Annotated in this window: 22 protein-coding genes; 7 read left to right on the top strand and 15 right to left on the bottom strand. The window is 55.5% G+C overall.

The genetic code is table 11. From position 1 onward, the window contains the following. Positions 1 to 68: 68 nt before the first annotated feature. The 5 genes from ACR0CW_RS04100 to ACR0CW_RS04080 form a co-directional block, all read right to left on the bottom strand. Positions 69 to 554, bottom strand: coding sequence for a (2Fe-2S)-binding protein (locus ACR0CW_RS04100; protein ID WP_155142029.1), 486 nt, complete (start codon positions 552 to 554; stop codon positions 69 to 71). Between the two features lie 153 nt (positions 555 to 707). Further along, positions 708 to 1,709 carry a molybdopterin-binding protein gene (locus tag ACR0CW_RS04095; RefSeq protein WP_480786898.1) on the bottom strand — a complete coding sequence of 334 codons (1,002 nt, stop codon included), beginning with the start codon at positions 1,707 to 1,709 and terminating at the stop codon, positions 708 to 710. Further along, positions 1,706 to 2,674: an XdhC family protein gene (locus ACR0CW_RS04090; RefSeq protein WP_480786897.1), complete on the bottom strand. Its 969-nt coding sequence runs from the start codon at positions 2,672 to 2,674 to the stop codon at positions 1,706 to 1,708. Before ACR0CW_RS04090 ends, ACR0CW_RS04095 begins: the two co-directional genes overlap by 4 nt. 135 nt (positions 2,675 to 2,809) lie before the next feature. After that, positions 2,810 to 3,400, bottom strand: a complete 591-nt coding sequence (locus tag ACR0CW_RS04085; RefSeq protein WP_155142034.1) for a YeeE/YedE thiosulfate transporter family protein — start codon at positions 3,398 to 3,400, stop codon at positions 2,810 to 2,812. A 3-nt stretch (positions 3,401 to 3,403) separates the two neighbouring features. Further along, complete coding sequence (locus ACR0CW_RS04080) at positions 3,404 to 3,955, bottom strand: YeeE/YedE thiosulfate transporter family protein (RefSeq protein WP_368669636.1); 552 nt, start codon at positions 3,953 to 3,955, stop codon at positions 3,404 to 3,406. Between the two features lie 194 nt (positions 3,956 to 4,149). Between ACR0CW_RS04080 and ACR0CW_RS04075 the strand changes: the two genes are divergently transcribed. After that, positions 4,150 to 4,650 (top strand): hypothetical protein, encoded by a 501-nt coding sequence (locus ACR0CW_RS04075; RefSeq protein ID WP_155142036.1) that lies wholly within the window; start codon positions 4,150 to 4,152, stop codon positions 4,648 to 4,650. Between the two features lie 4 nt (positions 4,651 to 4,654). Here the strand turns inward: ACR0CW_RS04075 and ACR0CW_RS04070 are convergent, their stop codons facing one another. Next, on the bottom strand, positions 4,655 to 5,911 hold the full coding sequence (locus ACR0CW_RS04070) for a vWA domain-containing protein (RefSeq protein WP_480786896.1): 1,257 nt from the start codon (positions 5,909 to 5,911) through the stop codon (positions 4,655 to 4,657). Between the two features lie 57 nt (positions 5,912 to 5,968). Continuing rightward, a complete protein-coding gene (locus tag ACR0CW_RS04065; RefSeq protein ID WP_480786895.1) occupies positions 5,969 to 6,877 on the bottom strand; it encodes an AAA family ATPase in 909 nt (302 codons plus the stop codon). A 189-nt stretch (positions 6,878 to 7,066) separates the two neighbouring features. On the opposite strand from ACR0CW_RS04065, the gene pyrC reads away from it, so the two are divergent. Continuing rightward, on the top strand, positions 7,067 to 8,104 hold the full coding sequence (gene pyrC, locus ACR0CW_RS04060) for a dihydroorotase (RefSeq protein WP_480786894.1): 1,038 nt from the start codon (positions 7,067 to 7,069) through the stop codon (positions 8,102 to 8,104). Here pyrC and ACR0CW_RS04055 read toward each other — a convergent pair. Together ACR0CW_RS04055 and ACR0CW_RS04050 are read right to left on the bottom strand one after the other, a co-directional pair. Beyond that, the gene (locus ACR0CW_RS04055) at positions 8,101 to 9,396 is read right to left on the bottom strand and encodes an MmgE/PrpD family protein (RefSeq protein WP_480786893.1); all 1,296 of its coding nucleotides are present in this window, start codon (positions 9,394 to 9,396) and stop codon (positions 8,101 to 8,103) included. The genes pyrC and ACR0CW_RS04055 overlap by 4 nt on opposite strands. 38 nt (positions 9,397 to 9,434) lie before the next feature. Further along, a complete protein-coding gene (locus ACR0CW_RS04050) occupies positions 9,435 to 9,881 on the bottom strand; it encodes a type II toxin-antitoxin system RatA family toxin (protein ID WP_155142047.1) in 447 nt (148 codons plus the stop codon). A 74-nt stretch (positions 9,882 to 9,955) separates the two neighbouring features. Here ACR0CW_RS04050 and hpt point away from each other — a divergent pair, with 74 nt between their 5' ends. Further along, positions 9,956 to 10,498, top strand: coding sequence for a hypoxanthine phosphoribosyltransferase (gene hpt, locus ACR0CW_RS04045; RefSeq protein ID WP_155142049.1), 543 nt, complete (start codon positions 9,956 to 9,958; stop codon positions 10,496 to 10,498). 27 nt (positions 10,499 to 10,525) lie between these two features. Then, complete coding sequence (locus tag ACR0CW_RS04040) at positions 10,526 to 10,699, top strand: hypothetical protein (protein ID WP_480786892.1); 174 nt, start codon at positions 10,526 to 10,528, stop codon at positions 10,697 to 10,699. Here the strand turns inward: ACR0CW_RS04040 and ACR0CW_RS04035 are convergent. After that, positions 10,689 to 11,846 carry an amidohydrolase gene (locus tag ACR0CW_RS04035; RefSeq protein ID WP_480786891.1) on the bottom strand — a complete coding sequence of 386 codons (1,158 nt, stop codon included), beginning with the start codon at positions 11,844 to 11,846 and terminating at the stop codon, positions 10,689 to 10,691. The two genes, ACR0CW_RS04040 and ACR0CW_RS04035, sit on opposite strands and share 11 nt — an antisense overlap. Next, on the bottom strand, positions 11,843 to 12,793 hold the full coding sequence (lipA, locus tag ACR0CW_RS04030) for a lipoyl synthase (protein ID WP_170333038.1): 951 nt from the start codon (positions 12,791 to 12,793) through the stop codon (positions 11,843 to 11,845). The genes ACR0CW_RS04035 and lipA overlap by 4 nt, the downstream gene beginning before the upstream one ends. Positions 12,794 to 13,058: 265 nt before the next feature. Here lipA and ACR0CW_RS04025 point away from each other — a divergent pair, with 265 nt between their 5' ends. Then, a complete protein-coding gene (locus tag ACR0CW_RS04025) occupies positions 13,059 to 13,607 on the top strand; it encodes a peroxiredoxin (protein WP_170333036.1) in 549 nt (182 codons plus the stop codon). 47 nt (positions 13,608 to 13,654) lie between these two features. On the opposite strand, the gene ACR0CW_RS04020 is transcribed toward ACR0CW_RS04025, so the two are convergent. Continuing rightward, entirely contained in the window at positions 13,655 to 14,578 is a 924-nt protein-coding gene (locus ACR0CW_RS04020; protein ID WP_480786890.1) for a LysR substrate-binding domain-containing protein, read from the bottom strand. 61 nt (positions 14,579 to 14,639) lie between these two features. Further along, on the bottom strand, positions 14,640 to 15,761 hold the full coding sequence (locus ACR0CW_RS04015; RefSeq protein ID WP_480786889.1) for a DUF6456 domain-containing protein: 1,122 nt from the start codon (positions 15,759 to 15,761) through the stop codon (positions 14,640 to 14,642). A 242-nt stretch (positions 15,762 to 16,003) separates the two neighbouring features. Between ACR0CW_RS04015 and ACR0CW_RS04010 the strand changes: the two genes are divergently transcribed. Then, positions 16,004 to 16,303: a DUF6477 family protein gene (locus tag ACR0CW_RS04010; protein ID WP_480786888.1), complete on the top strand. Its 300-nt coding sequence runs from the start codon at positions 16,004 to 16,006 to the stop codon at positions 16,301 to 16,303. Here the strand turns inward: ACR0CW_RS04010 and ACR0CW_RS04005 are convergent, their stop codons facing one another. Next, on the bottom strand, positions 16,304 to 17,848 hold the full coding sequence (locus tag ACR0CW_RS04005; RefSeq protein ID WP_170333028.1) for a trimethylamine methyltransferase family protein: 1,545 nt from the start codon (positions 17,846 to 17,848) through the stop codon (positions 16,304 to 16,306). 135 nt (positions 17,849 to 17,983) lie between these two features. Beyond that, on the bottom strand, positions 17,984 to 18,424 hold the full coding sequence (locus ACR0CW_RS04000) for a GNAT family N-acetyltransferase (RefSeq protein ID WP_155143708.1): 441 nt from the start codon (positions 18,422 to 18,424) through the stop codon (positions 17,984 to 17,986). A gap of 92 nt (positions 18,425 to 18,516) precedes the next feature. On the opposite strand from ACR0CW_RS04000, the gene guaA reads away from it, so the two are divergent. Further along, complete coding sequence (gene guaA, locus ACR0CW_RS03995) at positions 18,517 to 20,076, top strand: glutamine-hydrolyzing GMP synthase (RefSeq protein WP_155143710.1); 1,560 nt, start codon at positions 18,517 to 18,519, stop codon at positions 20,074 to 20,076. Positions 20,077 to 20,129 lie beyond the last annotated feature (53 nt).

Raw genomic sequence — 20,129 nt, 5'->3', positions numbered from 1 at the left:
CTCCCATAAACGGATGCTGGTGCACCCTATGTCATCCCACGGGCGTCCTCCTCACGCCCGCAGCGGCATCATTCCGCAGCGATGCTGCTGACGTCCTGACCGGATGCGGCCATGATCGCTTTGACGATGTTGTGGTATCCGGTACAGCGACACAGATTGCCCTCCAGATACTTGCGTATTTCGGATTCTGTCGGGCGCGGATTCTCTTTCAGCAGGGCCGCTGCGCTCATCACCATTCCCGGTGTGCAAAAACCGCATTGCAAACCATGATGATCCTGAAACGCTTGTTGGATCACATTCAGCGAGCCATCCGCGTTGGCCTGCCCTTCAATCGTGCCCACATCCGCGCCGTCTGCTTCAAGCGCCAGCATGTTGCAGGATTTTACCGCCTCGCCATTCACATGCACCACGCATGCGCCGCATTGTGCAGTATCGCATCCGACATGCGTTCCGGTCAGCGACAGGTGTTCACGTAGAAAGCTGGACAGCAAAGTCCGGCCCTCGACATCACCGCTCACGGACTTTCCGTTCACGGTCATTGAGACCTGTGTCATAAGCTCCTCCCATTTGGTATTTTTTCCTCACGTCGAGTTAAACACGGGAAAATTTGTTTGAGAACAAAAATATTTGCCGTTTTTTGAGGCATTTCAGTCTCATGATCTCCACCAGCTATAGTGGCAGTCGCAGCGGTCAAATCTGCCGCTACGTCACTTTCCTTTGCCTGCCCTCGGCTGAGGTCTGGTGGGAATTTCCTTGAGCAGACCGCCGACGCCCATGCCAGCGATGTCTTCGCCTGTGGTCGCAATACCGCAGGCGACCCGGGACAGCACCCAGTCAGCACCATTCAGCGCAGGTGATCGCGCGCAGCCCGGCAGACCGATGACTGGTTTGTCTTTCAGCGCCCCTATGAACAAAAGATTGCCGGGATCGACCGGCATCCCAAATCGGTCTACGAACCCTCCGGCTACCCTCACCGCGCTTGGTGCGACATCGTTCTCATCCGACGTTGCGGATCCAGTCAGGATCATTGCGACATCGCCCTGCAGGTCAGATACAGCAGCGGCCAATTCATCAACACGATGCGGAACGATCTTGATATCGCTGAGGTCCATACCCAGGGCCTCTATCCGCCCCCGTATCGCAGCGATGCCCTTTTCGTTCGGTGGTCCACCCGGAATGTCGGTGACGATCAGGCCTGCTGTTCTGTGAACGGGCGCTGCCAAACGGATCGAAGCCTGAGCCAAACGCGCGGCATGCATGACGTCCGAACCGGGTACCGCATAGGAAATAACCTTGATCGTCGCGACCATGCCGCCCGCACCCATCTGTTGATACTGCGGAACAGTAGCAACGGTGATCATCGGGTTAACCAGATTGAACCGTTGCAGTGCAGCGGTATCCAGTACAACAACCCCCGGTCCATCGGCCAAAAGGTTTACACGGCCGGTAAACGGCTCTGTCACGCGAAGGTTCACCTGCGCTGGTTCCGGTGCCAATGCAGCAGCAAGCATTCGGGCTGCTTCATCTTCGTGGCAATCACCTGGCTCCAGCCTCGCGACGATGACCTCAGAATGGCCTGCCTGCTCCAACATGCTGATATGCTGGTCTGTCAGTTCAAGCCCTTTGCGGAGCTTTTGGTCTCCGGCTTTGACGGAATGTGCAAGAATTGCGCCTGCAGCCTCAGAAATCGGTACCGGACCAAACTTCATACTTTACCCCGAAGCACGGCTGTCATTTGTGCAAGAATGGCCACCGCGATTTCCGATGGCCCCGCTGCGCCAATGTCCAAGCCAATCGGGCCATGAATCCGGTCGATCTGTTCACCCGTGAAGCCAGATTCCTTCATACGCTCAACACGCTTGGCATGTGTGCGTGTCGAACCCAGCGCCCCAATGTAGAAAACGTTCGCCTCAAGAGCGGCCTCCAACGCCGGATCATCAAGCTTGGGATCGTGGGTCAGCAAAACCACTGCAGTGCGCGTGTCCAGCCCCAGTTTGGCGACCGCTTCATCCGGCCAATCTGTCAGGATCGTCTCGCCTGGAAATCTCGAACTGGATGCAAATGTCTCGCGCGGGTCCACGATCGCCGGATCATATCCGGCTATCCGGGCCATTGGTACAAGGGCCTGCGCGATGTGAACAGCACCCACTACGATCAGACGCAATGGCGGGTTGTGAACGGCCACAAATGTCTGACCATCCTCTTCAAAACCAGACCGGTCCATGCGCAGTCGGTCGGCATATGCATTTCGGCGCAATGCGCGTTGCCCGGTCTCCACGTTGACCTCGTATGCCAACGGCTCGCGCCGAGCGCGTGCTGCAACCAGTTCGGCCAACATCGGTTCGGGAAGGACTGACCCTACAGGTTCAACCAACACCCGGATCGTTCCACCACAGGCCAAACCGACCGCAAAGGCGTCTTCGTCACTGACCCCGAACTCGAGCAGACGCGCCTCGCCCTCTTCAATGGCCTCCAGTGCTTCGACAATAACTGCGCCTTCGACACAACCGCCAGAAACAGAACCTTCGATGCGGCCGTCGCCACCAATCACCAGCTGCGATCCCACACGTCGTGGCGCACTGCCCCAAGTCTGAACAACCGTGGCCAATGCGGCACCACTCCCATTGCGATACCAATCCAACGCTGTCTCGGGGCTGTTGTCGAATCGATCCATGAAAACCTCCGGGAATTTCATGGACTAACATAGGTAGGTTTGGCGCAATGAAAAGCGGCCCGGCAGTATCACGGGACGCCGGGCCGCGATGCGAGGGCGTGTCCATCTCACTGCGCCTCGCATGTTTCGTTGGGTTTATTCAGCAGGTTGCGCTTGTACCGTCTGTCCAATAAGCCTTTCTGGCAGAGCAAACGCGATCGCGACGAAGGCCAATCCCATCACGATGCCAACGATATCGCCGGGCAATGATGTCAGACCCTCGTATCCAGAACCCGAGACCGTCCCCAAGGTCACTTTGCCACCTGCGATCTTGTCGAGCAGGCCAGACGCTTTCCAGGCCGGGTAGGTCATCATGTACGCAGCAGCCCCCAGCAATCCTCCGGCGATAAAGAACAGTGCATCTTTGCGCCCTGACGCTGCAGCAACCACACCAGTCCCCGGGCAATATCCGGAAACGGCCCAGCCTGCGCCCAGCAAGAGGCCACCGATAAACACGCCTACATAGGCTGTTTTCACAGACATGTGCCCCACATCGACCAGCCCGAGCATTTGTCCACCAAACATAAGGATGGAACCCGTTCCGATGGCCAGCAAGATAGACTTCGCAAGGTTGATGTTCGTTAGATTCAGCATCCGGTTGATGATTGTAGGGTTGGATGCACCTACACGATCAAGCACTGCGCCGAAGGCTGCACCAATCACCAAAGCAAGTAGAATCGAGGTCATGGATCAGGCCTCCTTTTTGAACATGATCAGAGATACGGGGATCGCAGCGGCAAAGGCACCGGCAGCAAATATGTAGCCGCTGACAGCTGTTTGCATCATGCCGGACATCATGTGGCCTGAGGTGCACCCGCCTGCCAACCGCGCACCATACAGGACGATAAAACCACCAAGAAAAGCTGCTGCGTATCGCTTCTTTGCGCAGTCGCCGAAGTTAGCCCTCCAAAGCGCTGGAATGCTGCGATCGGAAGCTTCAATGCCGCCACGAAGCATTGCAGACAAAAACCCACCCAGCATCATGGCCACCACAAACACGAAGGAATAGTTCAACGGGTTTGAGACAGCCTTGGCATACTTGCCATCAGATTTGGCCAGATAGGCATTTGTCGAAGTGTATCCCTGGTCCGTTGCGGTCACGAGGCTCGGGTTTACGGCGTCAGCCACGATGCCGTCGAGAATGACGAACTGCGTTGACACACCAATTGGCTTGACCAGCAGGACCGCCATAAAAAAGACAAGGCCCAGCAGAACGCCGCCTAGTTTCCAGTTGAGTGGCACGGTTTGATTCCTTCGCGCTATTACATTCTAAATACGGAATACATAATACATTCCACTTTGTGAATGATATAAATCAAGTCGCATTCAAATGTTCTGAGCATTGATTGTGACTTACGCAAACACTAGCTTGCGCTTGTACAGGGTGACTTCCGCCCTCGTTACACCACCAAGAATTTTAAAATGGAGACAAAGAGTTGAAACGCATTCTTACACTAGGAACGGCAATTGGTCTTTTGGCATCGACTGCCGCTTGGGCTGATACATTTGTACGCTATGGTGAGGTCGAAGGCTGGAAGGTCTTCGTCGATAACGAAAAGAAATCCTGCTTGATCGAAGCCGTTGATGACGCTGAAAACGTGGTTCAGATGGGTCTGACCGAAGATCGCAGCGTTGGCTATGTCGGTGTCTTCACCAAGGCCAAAACCGATATCAAGCGCGGTGAAAAAGAGGCCGTGGCCATTCTGCTGGGCGACAATATCTATGTTGGCGAAGCTACTGGCATGAAAGGCAACATCACCAAGGGTTATTCGGGTGGATATGTCTTGTCAGATGATCCTCAATTCGCTGATGACATTGCAAAACAGAAAGTCATGGTCGTGTTCCCCGAAAAGGAATTCGCGTTCACCGTCGATCTGACCGGCACCTACAAAGCCATGGAAATGGCGCGTGAGTGCAACGAAAAGCAGCTTGGGTAATCCCTCAGGCAGAAAGCGCGGCCAGCAGTCGCGCTTTCTCTCCCTCATCATCAGGCTTCGAGATGACGTTCGCCAGATCCTCGAGTGAGGCGATGGAATGACCTGCACGGAAGCTGTCAACATGTGGCAGCATCGTCATGATCCCCTGAGCTTTGGGCGCAAATCCATCCCATCTGAGCAACGGATTGAGCCAGATCAGCCGGCGTGACGACAGATGTAGCCGCTCAATCTCTTTTTCCAGTTCCTCCGGCGCGCCGCGTTCCAAGCCATCGGTGATCAGCAGAACAACAGCACCCTGCCCCATGACACGGCGCGACCAGTCGCGATTGAATTGATGCAGGCAATCCCCGATCCGTGTGCCCCCCTCCCAATCCTGTGCTTCTGCACCAGCGGCAGCAAGTGCAGCATCGACATCCCTTTGATGTAGATGACGGGTAATGTTGGTCAGACGCGTTCCAAAGGTGAAAGCGTGAACTTTGGCCCACCCCGCACCTTTGGCATTTGAAACCGTATGGAGGAAATGCAGGATAATCCTGCTGTACTGGCTCATTGACCCTGAGATATCGCACAAGGCAACCAGATTGGGCCAGCGGGGTTTGGGCTGCAGACGGGCGATATCCCGCAGCTCGCCTCCCTGACGCATTGCCGAACGGAGTGTTCGCGCACGATCAATTCGATGCCCCAGATGACTGGCCTGCCCGCGACGCGAATTGATGGGTTTTACCGGCAGGTTGAGGCGCGACAGAATACGTTTGGCCTGAGCCACCTCTTCTGTACTCATTTGTTCGAAATCCAGATTTCGCAAGCGTTCTTCACTAGACGCAGTTTGCGTGGCATCTATCTCGATTTCTGTTTCACGCTCCTGTTCGGCGATATCAGGAAGATCGCGATCCACCCCATCCAGCAAAGCCTCAGCCGCCCGCTTTTCTCCAGCATCCGCCGTGCGTTCTTCCTGAACACCCCGAATGGCCGGCAGCATCATCGACATCATATGCTCCAGATATCGAGGGTCACGCCAGTACAGACGAAACACCTGAGCAAAAACAGTTCGATGTTCAGGCCGGTTCACAAAACAGGCGTGAAGGGTCCAGTAGAAATCCTGCTTTTTTGTGAAACCTGCTGCCTCGACGGCGCGGATTGCATCAACAACCCTTCCTGTTCCGATCGGCAGTCCCACCTTTCGCAATGCCCGCGCAAAATGAGTGATATTCTGCGCCAGCTTGGGATCGGAGGGGATATCCAGCGGGAGCTGTTCAGCCATCAGACCTTATGGAGGCTCCGCCGCCAACCCCATCAGCTTCTGAATAAAGATGAAGCATCATGCTGGTTCCAGCGAAGCTTTCGCCTGATCCAGAATACGCTTGGCTTCAGATCCTTGCAGCTTCTGAATGTCGTCCTGATATTTCAGGATTGCCCCCAGCGTGTCACCGATGACCTCGGGGCTAAGATTGATGACATCAAGCGCCAGGAGGCATTTCGCCCAATCGATTGTCTCAGCCACTCCGGGTTTTTTAAACAGGTCTTCTGTACGCAACCGCTGCACAAAGGCGACCACCTCTCGGCTGAGCGTCTCGGCAGCTTCCGGTGCACGTGCATGCAGGATTTCGATCTCACGATCAAAATCTGGATAGTCGACCCAGTGATACAGGCAACGGCGTTTCAGGGCGTCATGTACTTCGCGTGTACGGTTCGAGGTAACGATGACGATGGGCGGTTCGGGTGCTTGAACCGTTCCCAACTCGGGGATTGTCACCTGAAAATCACTCAAAGCCTCTAGTAGAAATGCCTCGAACGGCTCGTCCGTGCGATCCAGTTCGTCAATCAACAGGACAGGTGCACCATTTTCATCCGGTCGCATGGCCTGCAACAACGGACGTTCGATTAGGTATTCGTCCGAGAACAACTCTGACTGTAGCGATCCGCGATCTGCACCACCTGATGCCTCGGCAGTTCGAATAGCCACCATTTGCGCCGGAAAGTTCCATTCGTAGACAGCCGAGGATGCATCCAGTCCTTCGTAGCACTGCAACCGGATCAGTCGTCGGTTCAGCCCGGCAGCCAGCGCTTTGGCAATCTCGGTCTTTCCAACACCCGCTTCACCCTCCAGAAACAAGGGGCGCCCCAGTTTCAGAGACAAGAAAACCACCGTAGCCAGCGATCGCCCGCAAACATAGCCCTGTTCGCCAAGCATACTTTGAACCGCATCAATAGAATTCGCCTGCGTCATGACCTTGTCTCTCCTCCTCGCACAACAGGTCATGCCAGCGCCTGTGCGTCAAGACCGTGCTCCCCAAAAGGACTTACGGCGCGATGGTGAATTGGCAAGTATTTCAGTCGCACCAAGCCGCCAATCATTTGAGCGCCAGGGCATTGGTTTGCCTTTAATGCCCCCGGCGGCTGTGCTAGCGGAAGGGGCATGACCGATACCCTCACGATCCGCCGCCCCGACGACTGGCATCTGCATCTGCGCGATGGCGCCATGCTGCAGGCCGTCCTGCCCGAATCCGCCCGCCACTTTGGCCGCGCCATCATCATGCCAAACCTTGTGCCCCCGGTCGTGACCGGGGATCAGGCCGCAGCTTACCGCGACCGCATTATGGCTGTGCTACCTGACGACATGACGTTCGAACCGTTGATGACGTTGTATCTGACCGAGGATTCTGACGCAGATGATGTCGCCGCAGCACATGCCAGCGGATTGGTGAAGGCGGTCAAGCTCTACCCTGCAGGCGCCACAACCAACTCGGCCTCGGGTGTTCGCGATTTCGACAAGGTTCGTCCCGTACTCGAGAAGATGGCCGAAATCGGTCTGCCCCTTTGCGTTCATGGTGAGGTGACCGATCCAGAAATCGACATCTTCGATCGCGAGGCAGTGTTCATCGACCGTGTTCTTGACCCGATCCGAAAATCGACCCCAGGTCTGCGTGTGGTAATGGAGCACATCACCACCTCAAACGGCGTCGACTACGTTAAGGCGAATGAGGCTGATCTGGGTGCCACAATCACCGCGCATCACCTGATCATCAACCGCAACCACATTCTGGTGGGTGGCATCAAACCACACTACTACTGCCTGCCTGTTGCCAAACGTGAAGAGCACCGGCTGGCATTGCTGGCTGCGGCGACCTCAGGCGATGCGAGGTTCTTCCTTGGCACTGACAGTGCACCGCACACCGATGCGAACAAGGAAATGGCCTGTGGCTGTGCCGGCTGCTTTACGGCAACAAACACAATGTCACTGGTGGCAGAAATGTTCGACCGGGCTGACGCGCTGGACAAGCTGGAAGGCTTCACCTCGCTGAACGGTCCCGCATTTTACCGTCTGCCTGTGAACGAGGGGAGCATCACCCTGACCAAAGGTGAACCCGTTGAGTATCCCTCAAAAATCGAAAGCGGCGACGGCCCGGTGACGGTATTCGATCCCGGCTTCCCTCTTCACTGGCGCGTGGTCTAACCCTCAAGCCTGTCAGACAGTTCTGCTGCGCGCCCTCCGGTGCGCAGCATTGACCAGATCGCGTCGGCCTCTTCGCCGCCAATCAGCTTCGACGCTTTTTCGCGCACCCGATCCTCGCGATCTGACAGTGACATCGGCGCCAGCAAGTCATGCGTAGCCTCCCTCCGAATACCGTCACGGCGCAGCAATGACAGATGGGCCTGCGTTTCAGACAACCCGTCATCCGCTTCGACCGTGATCCGATCCCGCAGGGAACGCAAACGTGGGTCGGCGCATGTTTTGTCCGAAAAGTTCTCTGGCAAGGCAGTATCATACCCGATTGCGAGCATCGCGATCACCGTACGGTACGAGAACTTGGCCCCCAGACCTGTCGTTGGCGACAACTGGTTGCAAACACTCATCCAACGCGGATGGGTCTTGACCTTGATCTCGGCCACTTCGGGCTCAGCTATGTCGAGATCACGCGCCGCCTCCAGCGCTGCGTGAAGGCCGTGGCAACAAGCATGAAACTTATGGCTGACACTTTCAAACAACCACTCGTCCCCGATCCCATCGAGAGCGGCTGACAGGTCATCGGCACCTTTATGAGTCGCACCAAAGCCGTATTGCCCCTCCAGCGCACCCTCGTTCGGCTCGAAACCCCGGTGAATCAGCAATGCCGTTTCTACGCCTGCGGATGAAGCAAGACCGGCATTGTATGGTTTGCCCATCGTTCCAAACTGCGCCTTTAGGCCGGCCGCACGTGTAGCGGTCAGCCCCAAAGCCTGTCGCATTTGCGAGGGATTGAAGCCCAAGACACGCCCTGCAGCTGCCGTTGCCCCAAAAGCACCTGCCGTGGCGGTCTGGTGAAACCCGGCCTGATAATGATCCCGGCCCAGCCATAGCCCAAGGCGAATAGACAGCTCCATCCCGACAAGTGCTGCCTCGAGCAAATCTACGATTGGTTTATCTTCCCACGTGGCAACAGCCAGAGTAGCCGGAAACACCGCAACAGATGGATGACCGATATGTGCGAAATGGGTGTCGTCATAATCCAGCGCATGCGAGATGGTCCCGTTCGCCAGAGCCGCCGCACGTAACGGAGCCGCTCCGTCGCCGAAGATTCTGGCCTGTTCTGCACCGCCTTCAGCCAGAACCATTTCCCGGATGATCCGCGAAACCGGTTCTTCGGCCCCCGCCCGTCCCACGGCCAGCCAATCCAGCGCGGACAAAGAAGTGACAATGCGGGTCTGGAGCGTTGTCGAAACAGGCCCCGTCGCAAACTCGGCAAATGCAGTGGTCAGATCAGTCATGCGGCGCAGTCTAGCGCGCGCGTAGCCGGGGTAAAGCCTCAGCCGTACAGGTCAGCAGCGCGTTGTTCAAACGCGCGAACAATCCGGTTCATGGCCTCGTTGAAAACGACCCCGATAATACCCTGCAAAACCGCATTCTTGAATTCGAAATCCACATGGAAGAACACATTGCAACCGCCATCCGGCGCGTCCTCAAAATGCCAGTCGGATTTCATGTATTTGAACGGGCCATCCAGATATTCCGTGTCGATTTTCTTTTGTTCCGGAAACAGCGTTACTCTGCTGCCAAAGCGCTCGCGAAACACTTTGAACGAGATGACCAGATCAGCCTCAAGCACCTTGGCCTCATCAACCGCATAGGTGCGTCGGATTCTGGCGGCTGCGCACCAGGGCAGAAATTCGGGATACTTGGCCACATCCGCAACCAGATCATACATCTGCTGCGCGGTATATTGCAGGTGGCGAGTTTCCGAATGTACTGGCATGGCGTATCAGGTATTTGCAGGTGACAATGGCGCGTCATGTCGTATGTTGCGCGCCAAAGATCAAGGGGGCAGCGATGAGCCAACGCGCATATGTGATAGATGAGATGATCTCGGCCAAGGCGATTGCCGCCCGAATAGAAGAGCTTTGCCGCAAAATCACCGAAGAGTTTGGTAACACAGACAAGCTAGTTGTTGTCGGCCTTTTGCGCGGAAGCTTTGTATTTATCGCTGATCTGGTGCGCGAACTCGATCTGCCTATCGAGGTGGATTTCCTTGAAGCGTCGTCTTATGGCGACTCGATGGAAAGTAGCCGGGAAGTTCGCATTCTTAAAGACTTACGTGGTGCCATTGAAGGTCGAGACGTGCTGGTGGTCGAAGACATCGTCGATACCGGCCATACTCTGAATCACGTCACCAAGTTGCTAAAAAGCCGCAAGCCCACGCGGTTGAAATCGATTGCCCTGCTGGACAAGCCAAGCCGCCGCGAGGTTGATTTCCGCTCTGACTGGATCGGGTTTGAGATCCCTGATGAATTTGTCGTGGGGTATGGGATCGACTATGCTCAAAGAAACCGAAACCTGCCGTTTATTGGCAAAGTCAGGTTCGTCGAGGATTGATTTTGCCACCCTTGCATCGGAGGCCGAATGAACCCGCGTCATCTACTGCGTATGTCAATGTTGGTGAGAAAACCACCCTCGGAACGGCGCGTGCTGATGGTGTTCGGGATCATTGCCGTCTGCCTGATCGTCGGCGGAATTGAGTATCTGGGCTGGTGGCCTGAATGGGCGACCTCCCCTCCCCAAAAGATCAGACCCTGAGGTCTCCCTCCAGCACCTGCTCAATTGCACTCAGAAAAATACCTGTTCCGATTGGGATCAGGGCATCCGGAAAATCGTAGTCTGGATTGTGTAGCTGAGGATGGTTCTTTCCAGAGCCTAACCAGAACATGGCTGACTTGGCACCTTTCCCGAATTGACCGAAATCTTCAGAGAATCTTTGAGGTTCTGAAACCAGTTGGTACTGAACACTCTGTGTGGCACAGGCTTGAGCTAAAACCTCGGTAGCATCGGCATTGTTGGTGCAAGCTTCGAAAACATCATCGTACGAGATGTCCACTGCCAATCCTTCAGATTTGGCAGCAGACTGCACCAGGTTTTCGGCATCCTGAATCAGGCGAGACATGCGGTTGTCAGACACTGTTCTCAACGTCACCCAAAGCTCTGCGTGTCCCGGCGCAACACCAAAGGTTGCTTCGCCCAAACTGGCGTGAGTGACTGTTGTCAGCGCAAAATCTGCGTCAAGCGCCCCACCCTTACCAAGATCTGCCAAAACAGGAATGAGCTGGGACAATGCACCCGCAGGCGAAACACCATCTTGGGGTGCCGCAGCGTGAGAGGTCTTGCCCATGAACACAATTCGCATCCCACGCGATGCACAGTTGGCTGGCCCCTGGCACAGCTCAACCTCACCTAAGTCGAGTCCTGGCAGGTTATGCAGTGAAAACATGTAATCAGGCGCGATCTCAGCGAACTTAGGATCAGCACGATAAGCAATCGCTCCCTGCCCGGTTTCCTCGGCTGGTTGGAAAATCAGCACCACTTTTCCGTTTGGTGGCCGTGATTTCCCCAAGGCCTCGGCAACACCCAGCACCATTGTCATGTGACCATCGTGACCACACAGATGCCCCTTCCCAGGAATGCGCGAGACATAGGGTGCATCAGAGATTTCCTGAATCGGCAAACCGTCAAGCTCGCATCGGATACCAACCGTTGGCCCCGCCTGTCCGCTGTCAAACAGGGCAGCAAGACCGTGGCCACCGATATCCTTCAGGATCCGGTCGGGTGAATGTTGCTCCAACAACTCCGCAATCTGCGCAGCAGTGTTTTTCTCTTCACCGGAGATTTCAGGTGATTGATGCAGCTTGTGGCGCAGCGATGTCAGCCGCGCCAGAGTTTCAGGGGTCACGCCTGACCCAGCTTCTTCTGCCGCGCCTCGCGCAAGCGCGCAAAGTCATCGCCCGCGTGATAGGAAGAGCGGGTTAGCGGCGTTGCCGAAACCATCAGGAAACCCTTGCCATAAGCAGCCTTTTCGTAGGACGCGAATTCCTCGGGTGTAACGAAACGATCCACTCCATGGTGCTTGGGCGTCGGCTGCAAATACTGTCCAATGGTCAGAAAATCGATGTCCGCAGCCCTCATGTCATCCATGACCTGACGAACTTCCTGCTCCTGTTCGCCCAGTCCCACCATGATGCCGGACTTGGTAAAGATCGACGGATCAAGCTCTTTGACGCGCTGCAACAGTCGCAAAGAATGGAAGTAGCGCGCGCCTGGACGAACTTCGGGATACAACCCCGGAACCGTTTCAAGATTGTGGTTAAAGACATCTGGCTTTGCATCAACCACGATTTTCAGAACCGACGGATCGCATTTCAGAAAATCTGGAGTAAGAATTTCAATCGTGGTTTTGGGCGAACGGTGCCGGACCGCGCGGATGGTCTGCGCAAAGTGTTCCGCCCCGCCATCCTTAAGGTCATCGCGGTCGACCGAAGTGATCACCACGTGATTCAGACCAAGCTTTTCAACCGCATGTGCAACACGACCCGGCTCAAACGCATCCAGCGTATCCGGGCGACCGGTGGCGATATTGCAGAAAGTGCAGCCGCGCGTACAAATCTCGCCCATGATCATCATCGTGGCGTGACCCTGGCTCCAGCACTCACCCACATTCGGGCAACCCGCCTCTTCGCAGACTGTCACCAGATTGTTTTCGCGCATGATTTTGCGCGTATCGGCATACCCTTTTCCACCCGGCGCCTTGACGCGAATCCAGTTTGGCTTTTTCGGCTGAGCATTGTCGGGCCGATGGGCTTTTTCCGGGTGCCTTTGCTCCGGGATTTTCAGATCACGCACTGAAGAACTTCCTGACTTTGGGTCAATTCGGTTTACCCATAACATAAACTGATCAGGCTGATTACGCTACCCGTGCATACCTGCTATGCACACCCACCTTGCAAACGCAGAAATCAAGCTAAAAACAATAGACATTTGCCCTGTAATTTCATTGCGTTTCAACGGTTATTGGGAAATTTGCAAACGCGGCATATCAGTCATTGAAGCACTTTTAGAATCCTTTTAGATCGCAACTCAAACGCATGTGATTCACAGGAGTTTGAACATGAAGACTGGCGCGAAACTGCCCGAAGTGACCTTCCACACCCGCGTACGCGACGCATCGATCGAAGGTCCCAACCCATTCCGTTGGGAAGACAAAACCACAGCTGACTATTTTGCGGGCAAGCGGGTAGTCCTGTTCTCGCTGCCAGGCGCGTTTACACCGACCTGCTCGACCTATCAGCTTCCGGGTTTCGAGAAGGGTTTTGACGACTTCAAAGCTCAGGGCATCGATGAAATCTACTGCATGTCGGTCAATGACAGCTTTGTCATGAACAAATGGGCGCAAGATCAGGAACTGAGCAACGTCAAAGTCATCCCAGACGGTTCGGGCGAATTCACCCGTAAAATGGGCATGCTGGTCGATAAGGACAATCTGGGCTTTGGCATGCGTTCCTGGCGTTATGCGGCCATCATTAAAGACGGTGTCGTCGAAGCCTGGTTTGAAGAGCCCGGCCTGATGGATAACTGCCCCGAAGATCCATATGGCGTTTCTTCGCCTGAAAACCTGAAGAAGTATCTGGACGAAGCCAAGGAACCGGCACTCGCCTGATCCAGTCGTTCAAATGTCACGAAGGCCCGCATGATTGCGGGCCTTTTCTATATCCGTGTGCCTCCAACAATGTCCTCGCCAACCTGACGAATGACCTGAGCTAGCTTTTCAAACCAATCCTCATTCGCAGTCGATGCACGTCGCACAAGTCCAACCGTACGAGCGGGTTGCGGTGCGCTAAATCGCAACAAACGCAAACCCGGAACTGCGTCGGATTCGGACTGCGCGGCAATCTCTGGCATGAGAGTCAGCCCAAACCCTTCGGCCACAAGACGCGACAGCGTGGCAAGCGACGATGCCCCCATGTTGATCTGAGCACTGGTGCGGTCCTGACCGCACACTTCCAGCGCCTGATCGGTCAGACAATGGCCGTCTTCCAACAGCATTAACTGTGCAGAACCCAAATCGATCGGTCGCAACGCTTCGGGGCTGACTGACAATCGGCTCAATCGAGCTTCGCTTCCAGCCAGCAAAAATCTGTCTTCGAACAAAGGGAGCTCTTCCAGCTCGCTTCCACCTACTGGCAACGCTAACACTGCGGCGTCAATCTCACCCCTGCGTAGCATCGACAACAGACGTTCGGTGCGCGCTTCGCGTATTTGAACACGAAGCGAGACATCCGCGGCACGTAGACCAGCTAAAACTCCCGGCAACAAATATGGTGCGACGGTCGGAATGACGCCAATAGAAAGAGATCGATGCCCACCCGAATGGTCACGAGCGAACCGGTCCAGACGATCCGCTGCACCAAGAACACCCCGCGCGTGTTCAAGTACGTCACGCCCAAGCGGCGTGAGCAGAATATCCCGGGCCCGCCGCTCAAAAAGCGGTCCGCCCATTGTTTGCTCTAACGCTTTGATCTGCACCGAAAGAGCGGGCTGTGAGACATGGCAAACTTGCGCAGCGCGTCCAAAGTTACGCTGCTCGGCAACCGCTCTGAAGTACTGGAGTTGTCTGAGGGTGAAATTCATAACCCTTGATTATCACTCAGCCACAAAACTGCAAGATCGGCAAATGAATGATTGGGCTAGATCAGCCGATCATTCGGTCTTTCTCAGCTTGATCTTCGTAATGCCGTTTTAGGCGTTGCAGTGCGATACGCAGTACAATTTTCCCCGACCGGGCAGACCATCCCATTCGCTTTTCAGCTAACTCCAGACCTTCAAGGTAGCAGCAACAACGCAATGCCACATCGCTCAAACCTGGACCTAGATCCGAAAGCGCATTCGCGACCCGATCCCGAGCGTCGGAAGATCCTCGCCCCACATGGGCATCCGCCACGAAACCACCCCGGCCGCCACCAGTGAGAAACTTGTCCCAGTTTTGGGTGACCTGAGGCCCAATCTGCGCGAGTTCAAAGTCCTCGCGCAACCGCTCGCCCGCTGCTACAAGCGCCTCGTCAAGAAATGGGTTCCCATCTCGATCCCGGCGACGAGACAAAGCAATCAGAGGACTTTCTGCGGCACTGTAGCGGATACGTCTTTGCCGATTTGGTTGTGCGCTAGCCCCCGCCTTAACCCTTTGATCTGCCTGAAAGGGTGTCTGCGCTTCGGCCATGCCAAACTCATTGCGAGCCCGCGCCCGGTTTTCTGCCTCGGCAATCAGTCGACCCAGTGCAGATCGGCCCGTAGTCGAGATACGATAGCGAGAGATGCGCCCCGGGTTGTCGCAAGTAATCCAGTCTTGCAGCGCAAGCGCCTGCGCGATCTTGCAATCCACTACTGCTGTACGAGTTGCGCCAGCATCCCCGCTATCACGTACAACAACGGCTTTATCCATGTCCTCTGCAACGGCGAGTACCGAACCCGATTCGCACAGCCTGCGCAGAACTCGTAAAGCTTCACGATCAAACTCATTGTCTTCGTTGCTCGGCTGCAGGGCAAAGTCTTTGGTGCCTTGCGATGCGAAACCCCTCCTCCCTTGCTGATCTTCGGAAGGAAAATGGGTCTCGGCCAAGGATTGCAGCGCGGCATCAACCAGAGGGTCATCCCGACGCATTTCGATCCGCCTGATCTGTCGCAGAATTGTCGAAGCATGACACCCGGCCGATCGCGCAAGGTCTCGGATCGACCTACCAGCCTCGGTGTGGGCCAGATACCTTTGCGCGCCCTCAGGAACCCATGCCGGAACGGTGAAAGCCAAGCTGTTTTCCATATTTATTTGCCCTCGTCGACAACAACAAACTGTCAAATTTCGCCGTCAGATTTTTCGTTAACCAAATCTAACTAGAGCCGCTTTCGTTACTTGTTCGTTAACCACAAACGGCGTGAACCAGAATTGATTCAAAAAGATAAACAGTCGTGAAACCATCGTTCGGGGAGAACAGAAACAAGGCAACACCCGCAATGGTTGTGTGACAAATATCGCGTTCAATTCTGATAACAAGGAACGCTTTGATGCATGACCTGTCGACCATGATCGCCGCACTTCGTCGCCCTCGCTTGCTGACGCGAGCAGCCAGAATCGGGGCACAAGACTATGATCGGGAACGACATTTACAACGCATCCTTGGCTTTGGCACTCTGCCAAAACCAAGTGCGTCATTGATCCGCCTGATGGAGCTTGAGCGCGAGGTCAACGCCATGAGGAAGGAGTCAGATGCCGCATATTCATTGGTGCGGCATCTGGATTTGTTGATCGCAGTGATCGGTGAGGCGCAGCTGTACCGGGCCAGCCGCGCTTCACAATATCAGTGATCAGGTGAAGGCGTCTGGTACGGACGCCTTCTTTTCCGCAACATATGCGTTCAGTGCTTCGTTGACAGCAGGGTCGAGCTGCGGCTGCTGGTAATTTGCCAACAGATGTTCGACCCGTGACGTGGCCAACTGACGCGTGTCGCGGCCGCCTTCGTCTTCCCAGGTCTCGAAGGGTTTGTAGTCGAGAACCTCAGACTTCCAGAATGCGTCTTTGAAGTTTGCCTGCGTATGGGCGCAACCTAGGTAGTGACCACCTGGACCAACTTCGCGGATCGCATCCATCGCCTGCGCATTTTCGTCATACGCAACGCCTTTGGCCAGACCGTGCAGAACACCCAACTGATCGGCATCCATGACGAACTTCTCGAAGTCGGCAACCAGACCGCCCTCGAGCCAGCCACATGAGTGCAACATGAAGTTCACACCCGACATCAGGCCCATATTCAGTGAGTTCGCGGTTTCATAGGCGGCTTGTGCGTCGGGCAGTTTCGAGCCGCAGAATGACCCGGCCGAACGGAACGGCAGGTTCAGGCGACGCGCCAGCTGACCCGCGCCATAGGTTACCATTGACGCTTCGGGCGTGCCAAAGGTCGGCGCACCCGAGTTCATGTCGATCGAAGATACAAATGCACCAAAGATTGCAGGTGCACCCGGACGGATAATCTGGCTGTAGGCTACGCCTGCTAGAACCTCGGCCAGAACCTGAGTCAACGTCCCTGCCACCGAAACCGGTGCCATCGCGCCACCCACGATAAAGGGCGAGATGATGCATGCCTGATTGTTTGCAGCATATACTTCAAGCGAACCCATCATCACGTCGTCGAATGTCATCGGCGAGTTGATGTTGGTCAGCGATGTCATGACAGTGTTTTCCTGAACGAACTCTTTGCCGAACAGGATCTCGCACATCTCAACCGAATCCTGCGCGCGGCTGGGATCGGTGACCGAGCCCATGAACGGCTTGTCCGACAGGGTCATGTGCGCCATCAGCATGTCCAGGTGACGCTTGTTCACCGGAATATCCGTCGGCTCACACACCGTACCGCCCGAGTGGTGCAGCCACTTGGACATATAGGCCAGTTTCACGAACTTGTTGAAATCATCCATAGTCGCATAGCGACGGCCGCCCTGCGCATCCCGCACGAACGGAGGGCCATAGACCGGTGCCAGCACCAGATTACGACCACCGATGACAACAGATTTTTCGGGGTTGCGTGCATGCTGGGTGAACTGGCTGGGTGCTGTCTTGATCAGTTCGCGGGCCAAACCGCGAGGAATGCGCACACGCTCACCGTCGACATCGGCACCAGCATCTTTCCAGCGCTGCAACGCACCGGGATTGTCAACAAAGTTGACACCGACTTCTGCCAGCACGGTTTCTGCATTTGCCTCGATAATCTCCAACGCTTCTTCGTTGAGGATCTCGAAGTTGGGAATGTTGCGTTCGATGTATTTCGCCGTTTCGATGCGAACCGCGGTGCGCTCGGCCCGGCGGGCGGCGCCACCGCCACCTCGTGCTCTGCGCCGGGTGTTTGCCTCTGCCATGAGATAATCCCGTCTGGATGGTTAGATTTGCAAGTTTGTTACAGGAAGCTCGGACCTGACCAAATGTAGATTACGTCGCAATAGGGGTAAAAGCGACATGAATAGCCTGACGTGCGCCAGTTACCCCGCGTTCGGTCAGTCCAGCGATTTGAACATCCAGACTTTGTTGCCCTCAGTTTCTTCTTCGCGCCACCCCAAATGACGATAAACTGCCCGCGTATCCTGCATCTGTCGATGGGTCGCCAACCGAAGTACGTTGCACCCCTGCTCTCGCCCAGTTCGTTCTGCAATCTCCAATAGCTTCCGCGCCACACCTTGCCCTTGGGTCTCTGTAGACACAGCAATATTAAAGACTATGATCGCCTGGTCGATCCGGGCAAAGACTATGACACCAACAAGAGCGTCACCTATCTCTGCGACACTCACCCAATGATCTCGAATATCCTCTTCGATGCCCGCCGAAACATCGGGCAAATCCGGAATGTCACGCCGTGCCGCGGCATAAGCTTGGTCGATACACTTCCTGATTGCTTGCGCATCACCCACACTTGCATTTCGGAAACGAATATCAGCCATTGCGCCTCTTCCCTTCGATTGACTGGGCCACATCTCCGCCAATTGGTGTCATTGCGCTTGCACATGCAAGGCTTGCAACCTAAGAGCCGGGTATGACCCAGACATCCCACGACCGCCTTCTGATCATCGACTTCGGCAGCCAGGTTACGCAGCTTATCGCCCGCCGCCTGCGCGAGCTGAATGTCTACTGTGAAATCCACCCTTACCAGAACGTCACGATGGACTTCGTGCGAGACATGGCACCCCGCGCCGTGATCTTTTCTGGCGGGCCCGACAGCGTGACGCGTGACGGATCCCCCCGCGCCCCGCAGGAGATCTTTGACTACGGTGTGCCCATACTGGGCATCTGCTACGGTCAACAGGTGATGATGCACCAGCTGGGCGGCAAGGTTGAAAGCGGCCACGGCACCGCCGAGTTCGGACGCGCTTTTGTCACGCCGAAAGGGCAACTGGATATTCTGAACGGCTGGTTCACGGATGGCGACGAACAGGTCTGGATGAGTCACGGTGACCACGTCAGCGAGATTGCACCGGGTTTTGAGGTTTTCGGAACCTCCCCGAATGCGCCTTTTGCTATCACTGCGGACACTGAGCGGCATTTCTACGCTGTCCAGTTCCACCCGGAAGTGCACCATACTCCCAAAGGTGCCAAGCTCTATGAGAACTTCGTCAGACTGGCGGGGTTCAAGGGCGACTGGACCATGGGAGCCTACCGTGAGCAGATGATCGAGAAAATCCGCGAACAAGTAGGCGATAAGAAAGTCATCTGTGGCCTGTCCGGCGGTGTCGACAGCTCAGTCGCGGCTATCCTGATTCACGAAGCCATCGGTGATCAGCTAACTTGTGTGTTTGTGGACCATGGCCTTCTTCGAAAGAACGAAGCGCAGGAAGTCGTCTCGATGTTCCGCGACAACTACAACATCCAGCTGATCCACGCAGATGAGAGCGAGTTGTTCCTCGGAGAACTGGATGGGCAAAGCGATCCGGAAACTAAGCGCAAGATCATTGGCAAGCTGTTCATTGATGTGTTCCAGAAACATGCGGACACGATTGATGGTGCCGAATTCCTTGCTCAGGGCACTCTATATCCTGACGTCATCGAATCCGTATCCTTCTCGGGCGGTCCCTCGGTAACGATCAAATCGCACCACAATGTAGGTGGCCTGCCCGAGAAAATGGGCCTGAAGCTGGTCGAACCTCTTCGCGAGCTGTTCAAGGACGAGGTCCGCGCACTTGGTCGCGAGCTGGGATTGCCCCAGAGCTTTATTGGCCGCCACCCCTTCCCCGGACCAGGACTGGCGATCCGTTGCCCTGGCGAGATCACACGCGAAAAACTGGATATCCTGCGCGAAGCCGATGCGATTTACATCGATCAGATTCGCAAACACGGCCTGTATGACGAGATCTGGCAGGCCTTTGTGGCGATTCTTCCGGTTCGCACGGTCGGTGTAATGGGTGATGGTCGCACCTATGACTACGCTTGCGCACTTCGTGCCGTAACGTCAGTAGATGGCATGACCGCTGATTATTACCCTTTCAGCCATGAATTCCTTGGTGAAACGGCAACCCGGATCATCAACGAAGTTAAAGGCATCAACCGGTGCACCTATGACATTACGTCAAAACCACCGGGAACGATCGAGTGGGAATAAGTTGAAAAGCCGGGCTTTGTCCCGGCTTTTTTGTTGTATGTTCGGGCCAAAAA

Source organism: Ruegeria sp. CH6, assembly GCF_056537005.1.
This window is presented reverse-complemented; position numbering and strand designations above follow the sequence as displayed.

What these genes read in the sequence shown, in the direction of transcription:
- ACR0CW_RS04055 (WP_480786893.1), bottom strand. Translation starts at nt 9,396, where the DNA reads ATGACTGATCTGACCACTGCATTTGCCGAGTTTGCGACGGGGCCTGTT.
- ACR0CW_RS04090 (WP_480786897.1), bottom strand. Translation starts at nt 2,674, where the DNA reads ATGGATCGATTCGACAACAGCCCCGAGACAGCGTTGGATTGGTATCGC.
- ACR0CW_RS04025 (WP_170333036.1), top strand. Translation starts at nt 13,059, where the DNA reads ATGAAGACTGGCGCGAAACTGCCCGAAGTGACCTTCCACACCCGCGTA.
- guaA (WP_155143710.1), top strand. Translation starts at nt 18,517, where the DNA reads ATGACCCAGACATCCCACGACCGCCTTCTGATCATCGACTTCGGCAGC.
- ACR0CW_RS04070 (WP_480786896.1), bottom strand. Translation starts at nt 5,911, where the DNA reads ATGGCTGAACAGCTCCCGCTGGATATCCCCTCCGATCCCAAGCTGGCG.
- ACR0CW_RS04000 (WP_155143708.1), bottom strand. Translation starts at nt 18,424, where the DNA reads ATGGCTGATATTCGTTTCCGAAATGCAAGTGTGGGTGATGCGCAAGCA.
- hpt (WP_155142049.1), top strand. Translation starts at nt 9,956, where the DNA reads ATGAGCCAACGCGCATATGTGATAGATGAGATGATCTCGGCCAAGGCG.
- ACR0CW_RS04095 (WP_480786898.1), bottom strand. Translation starts at nt 1,709, where the DNA reads ATGAAGTTTGGTCCGGTACCGATTTCTGAGGCTGCAGGCGCAATTCTT.
- ACR0CW_RS04100 (WP_155142029.1), bottom strand. Translation starts at nt 554, where the DNA reads ATGACACAGGTCTCAATGACCGTGAACGGAAAGTCCGTGAGCGGTGAT.
- ACR0CW_RS04020 (WP_480786890.1), bottom strand. Translation starts at nt 14,578, where the DNA reads ATGAATTTCACCCTCAGACAACTCCAGTACTTCAGAGCGGTTGCCGAG.
- pyrC (WP_480786894.1), top strand. Translation starts at nt 7,067, where the DNA reads ATGACCGATACCCTCACGATCCGCCGCCCCGACGACTGGCATCTGCAT.
- ACR0CW_RS04015 (WP_480786889.1), bottom strand. Translation starts at nt 15,761, where the DNA reads ATGGAAAACAGCTTGGCTTTCACCGTTCCGGCATGGGTTCCTGAGGGC.
- ACR0CW_RS04040 (WP_480786892.1), top strand. Translation starts at nt 10,526, where the DNA reads ATGAACCCGCGTCATCTACTGCGTATGTCAATGTTGGTGAGAAAACCA.
- ACR0CW_RS04065 (WP_480786895.1), bottom strand. Translation starts at nt 6,877, where the DNA reads ATGACGCAGGCGAATTCTATTGATGCGGTTCAAAGTATGCTTGGCGAA.
- ACR0CW_RS04010 (WP_480786888.1), top strand. Translation starts at nt 16,004, where the DNA reads ATGCATGACCTGTCGACCATGATCGCCGCACTTCGTCGCCCTCGCTTG.
- ACR0CW_RS04005 (WP_170333028.1), bottom strand. Translation starts at nt 17,848, where the DNA reads ATGGCAGAGGCAAACACCCGGCGCAGAGCACGAGGTGGCGGTGGCGCC.
- ACR0CW_RS04085 (WP_155142034.1), bottom strand. Translation starts at nt 3,400, where the DNA reads ATGACCTCGATTCTACTTGCTTTGGTGATTGGTGCAGCCTTCGGCGCA.
- ACR0CW_RS04050 (WP_155142047.1), bottom strand. Translation starts at nt 9,881, where the DNA reads ATGCCAGTACATTCGGAAACTCGCCACCTGCAATATACCGCGCAGCAG.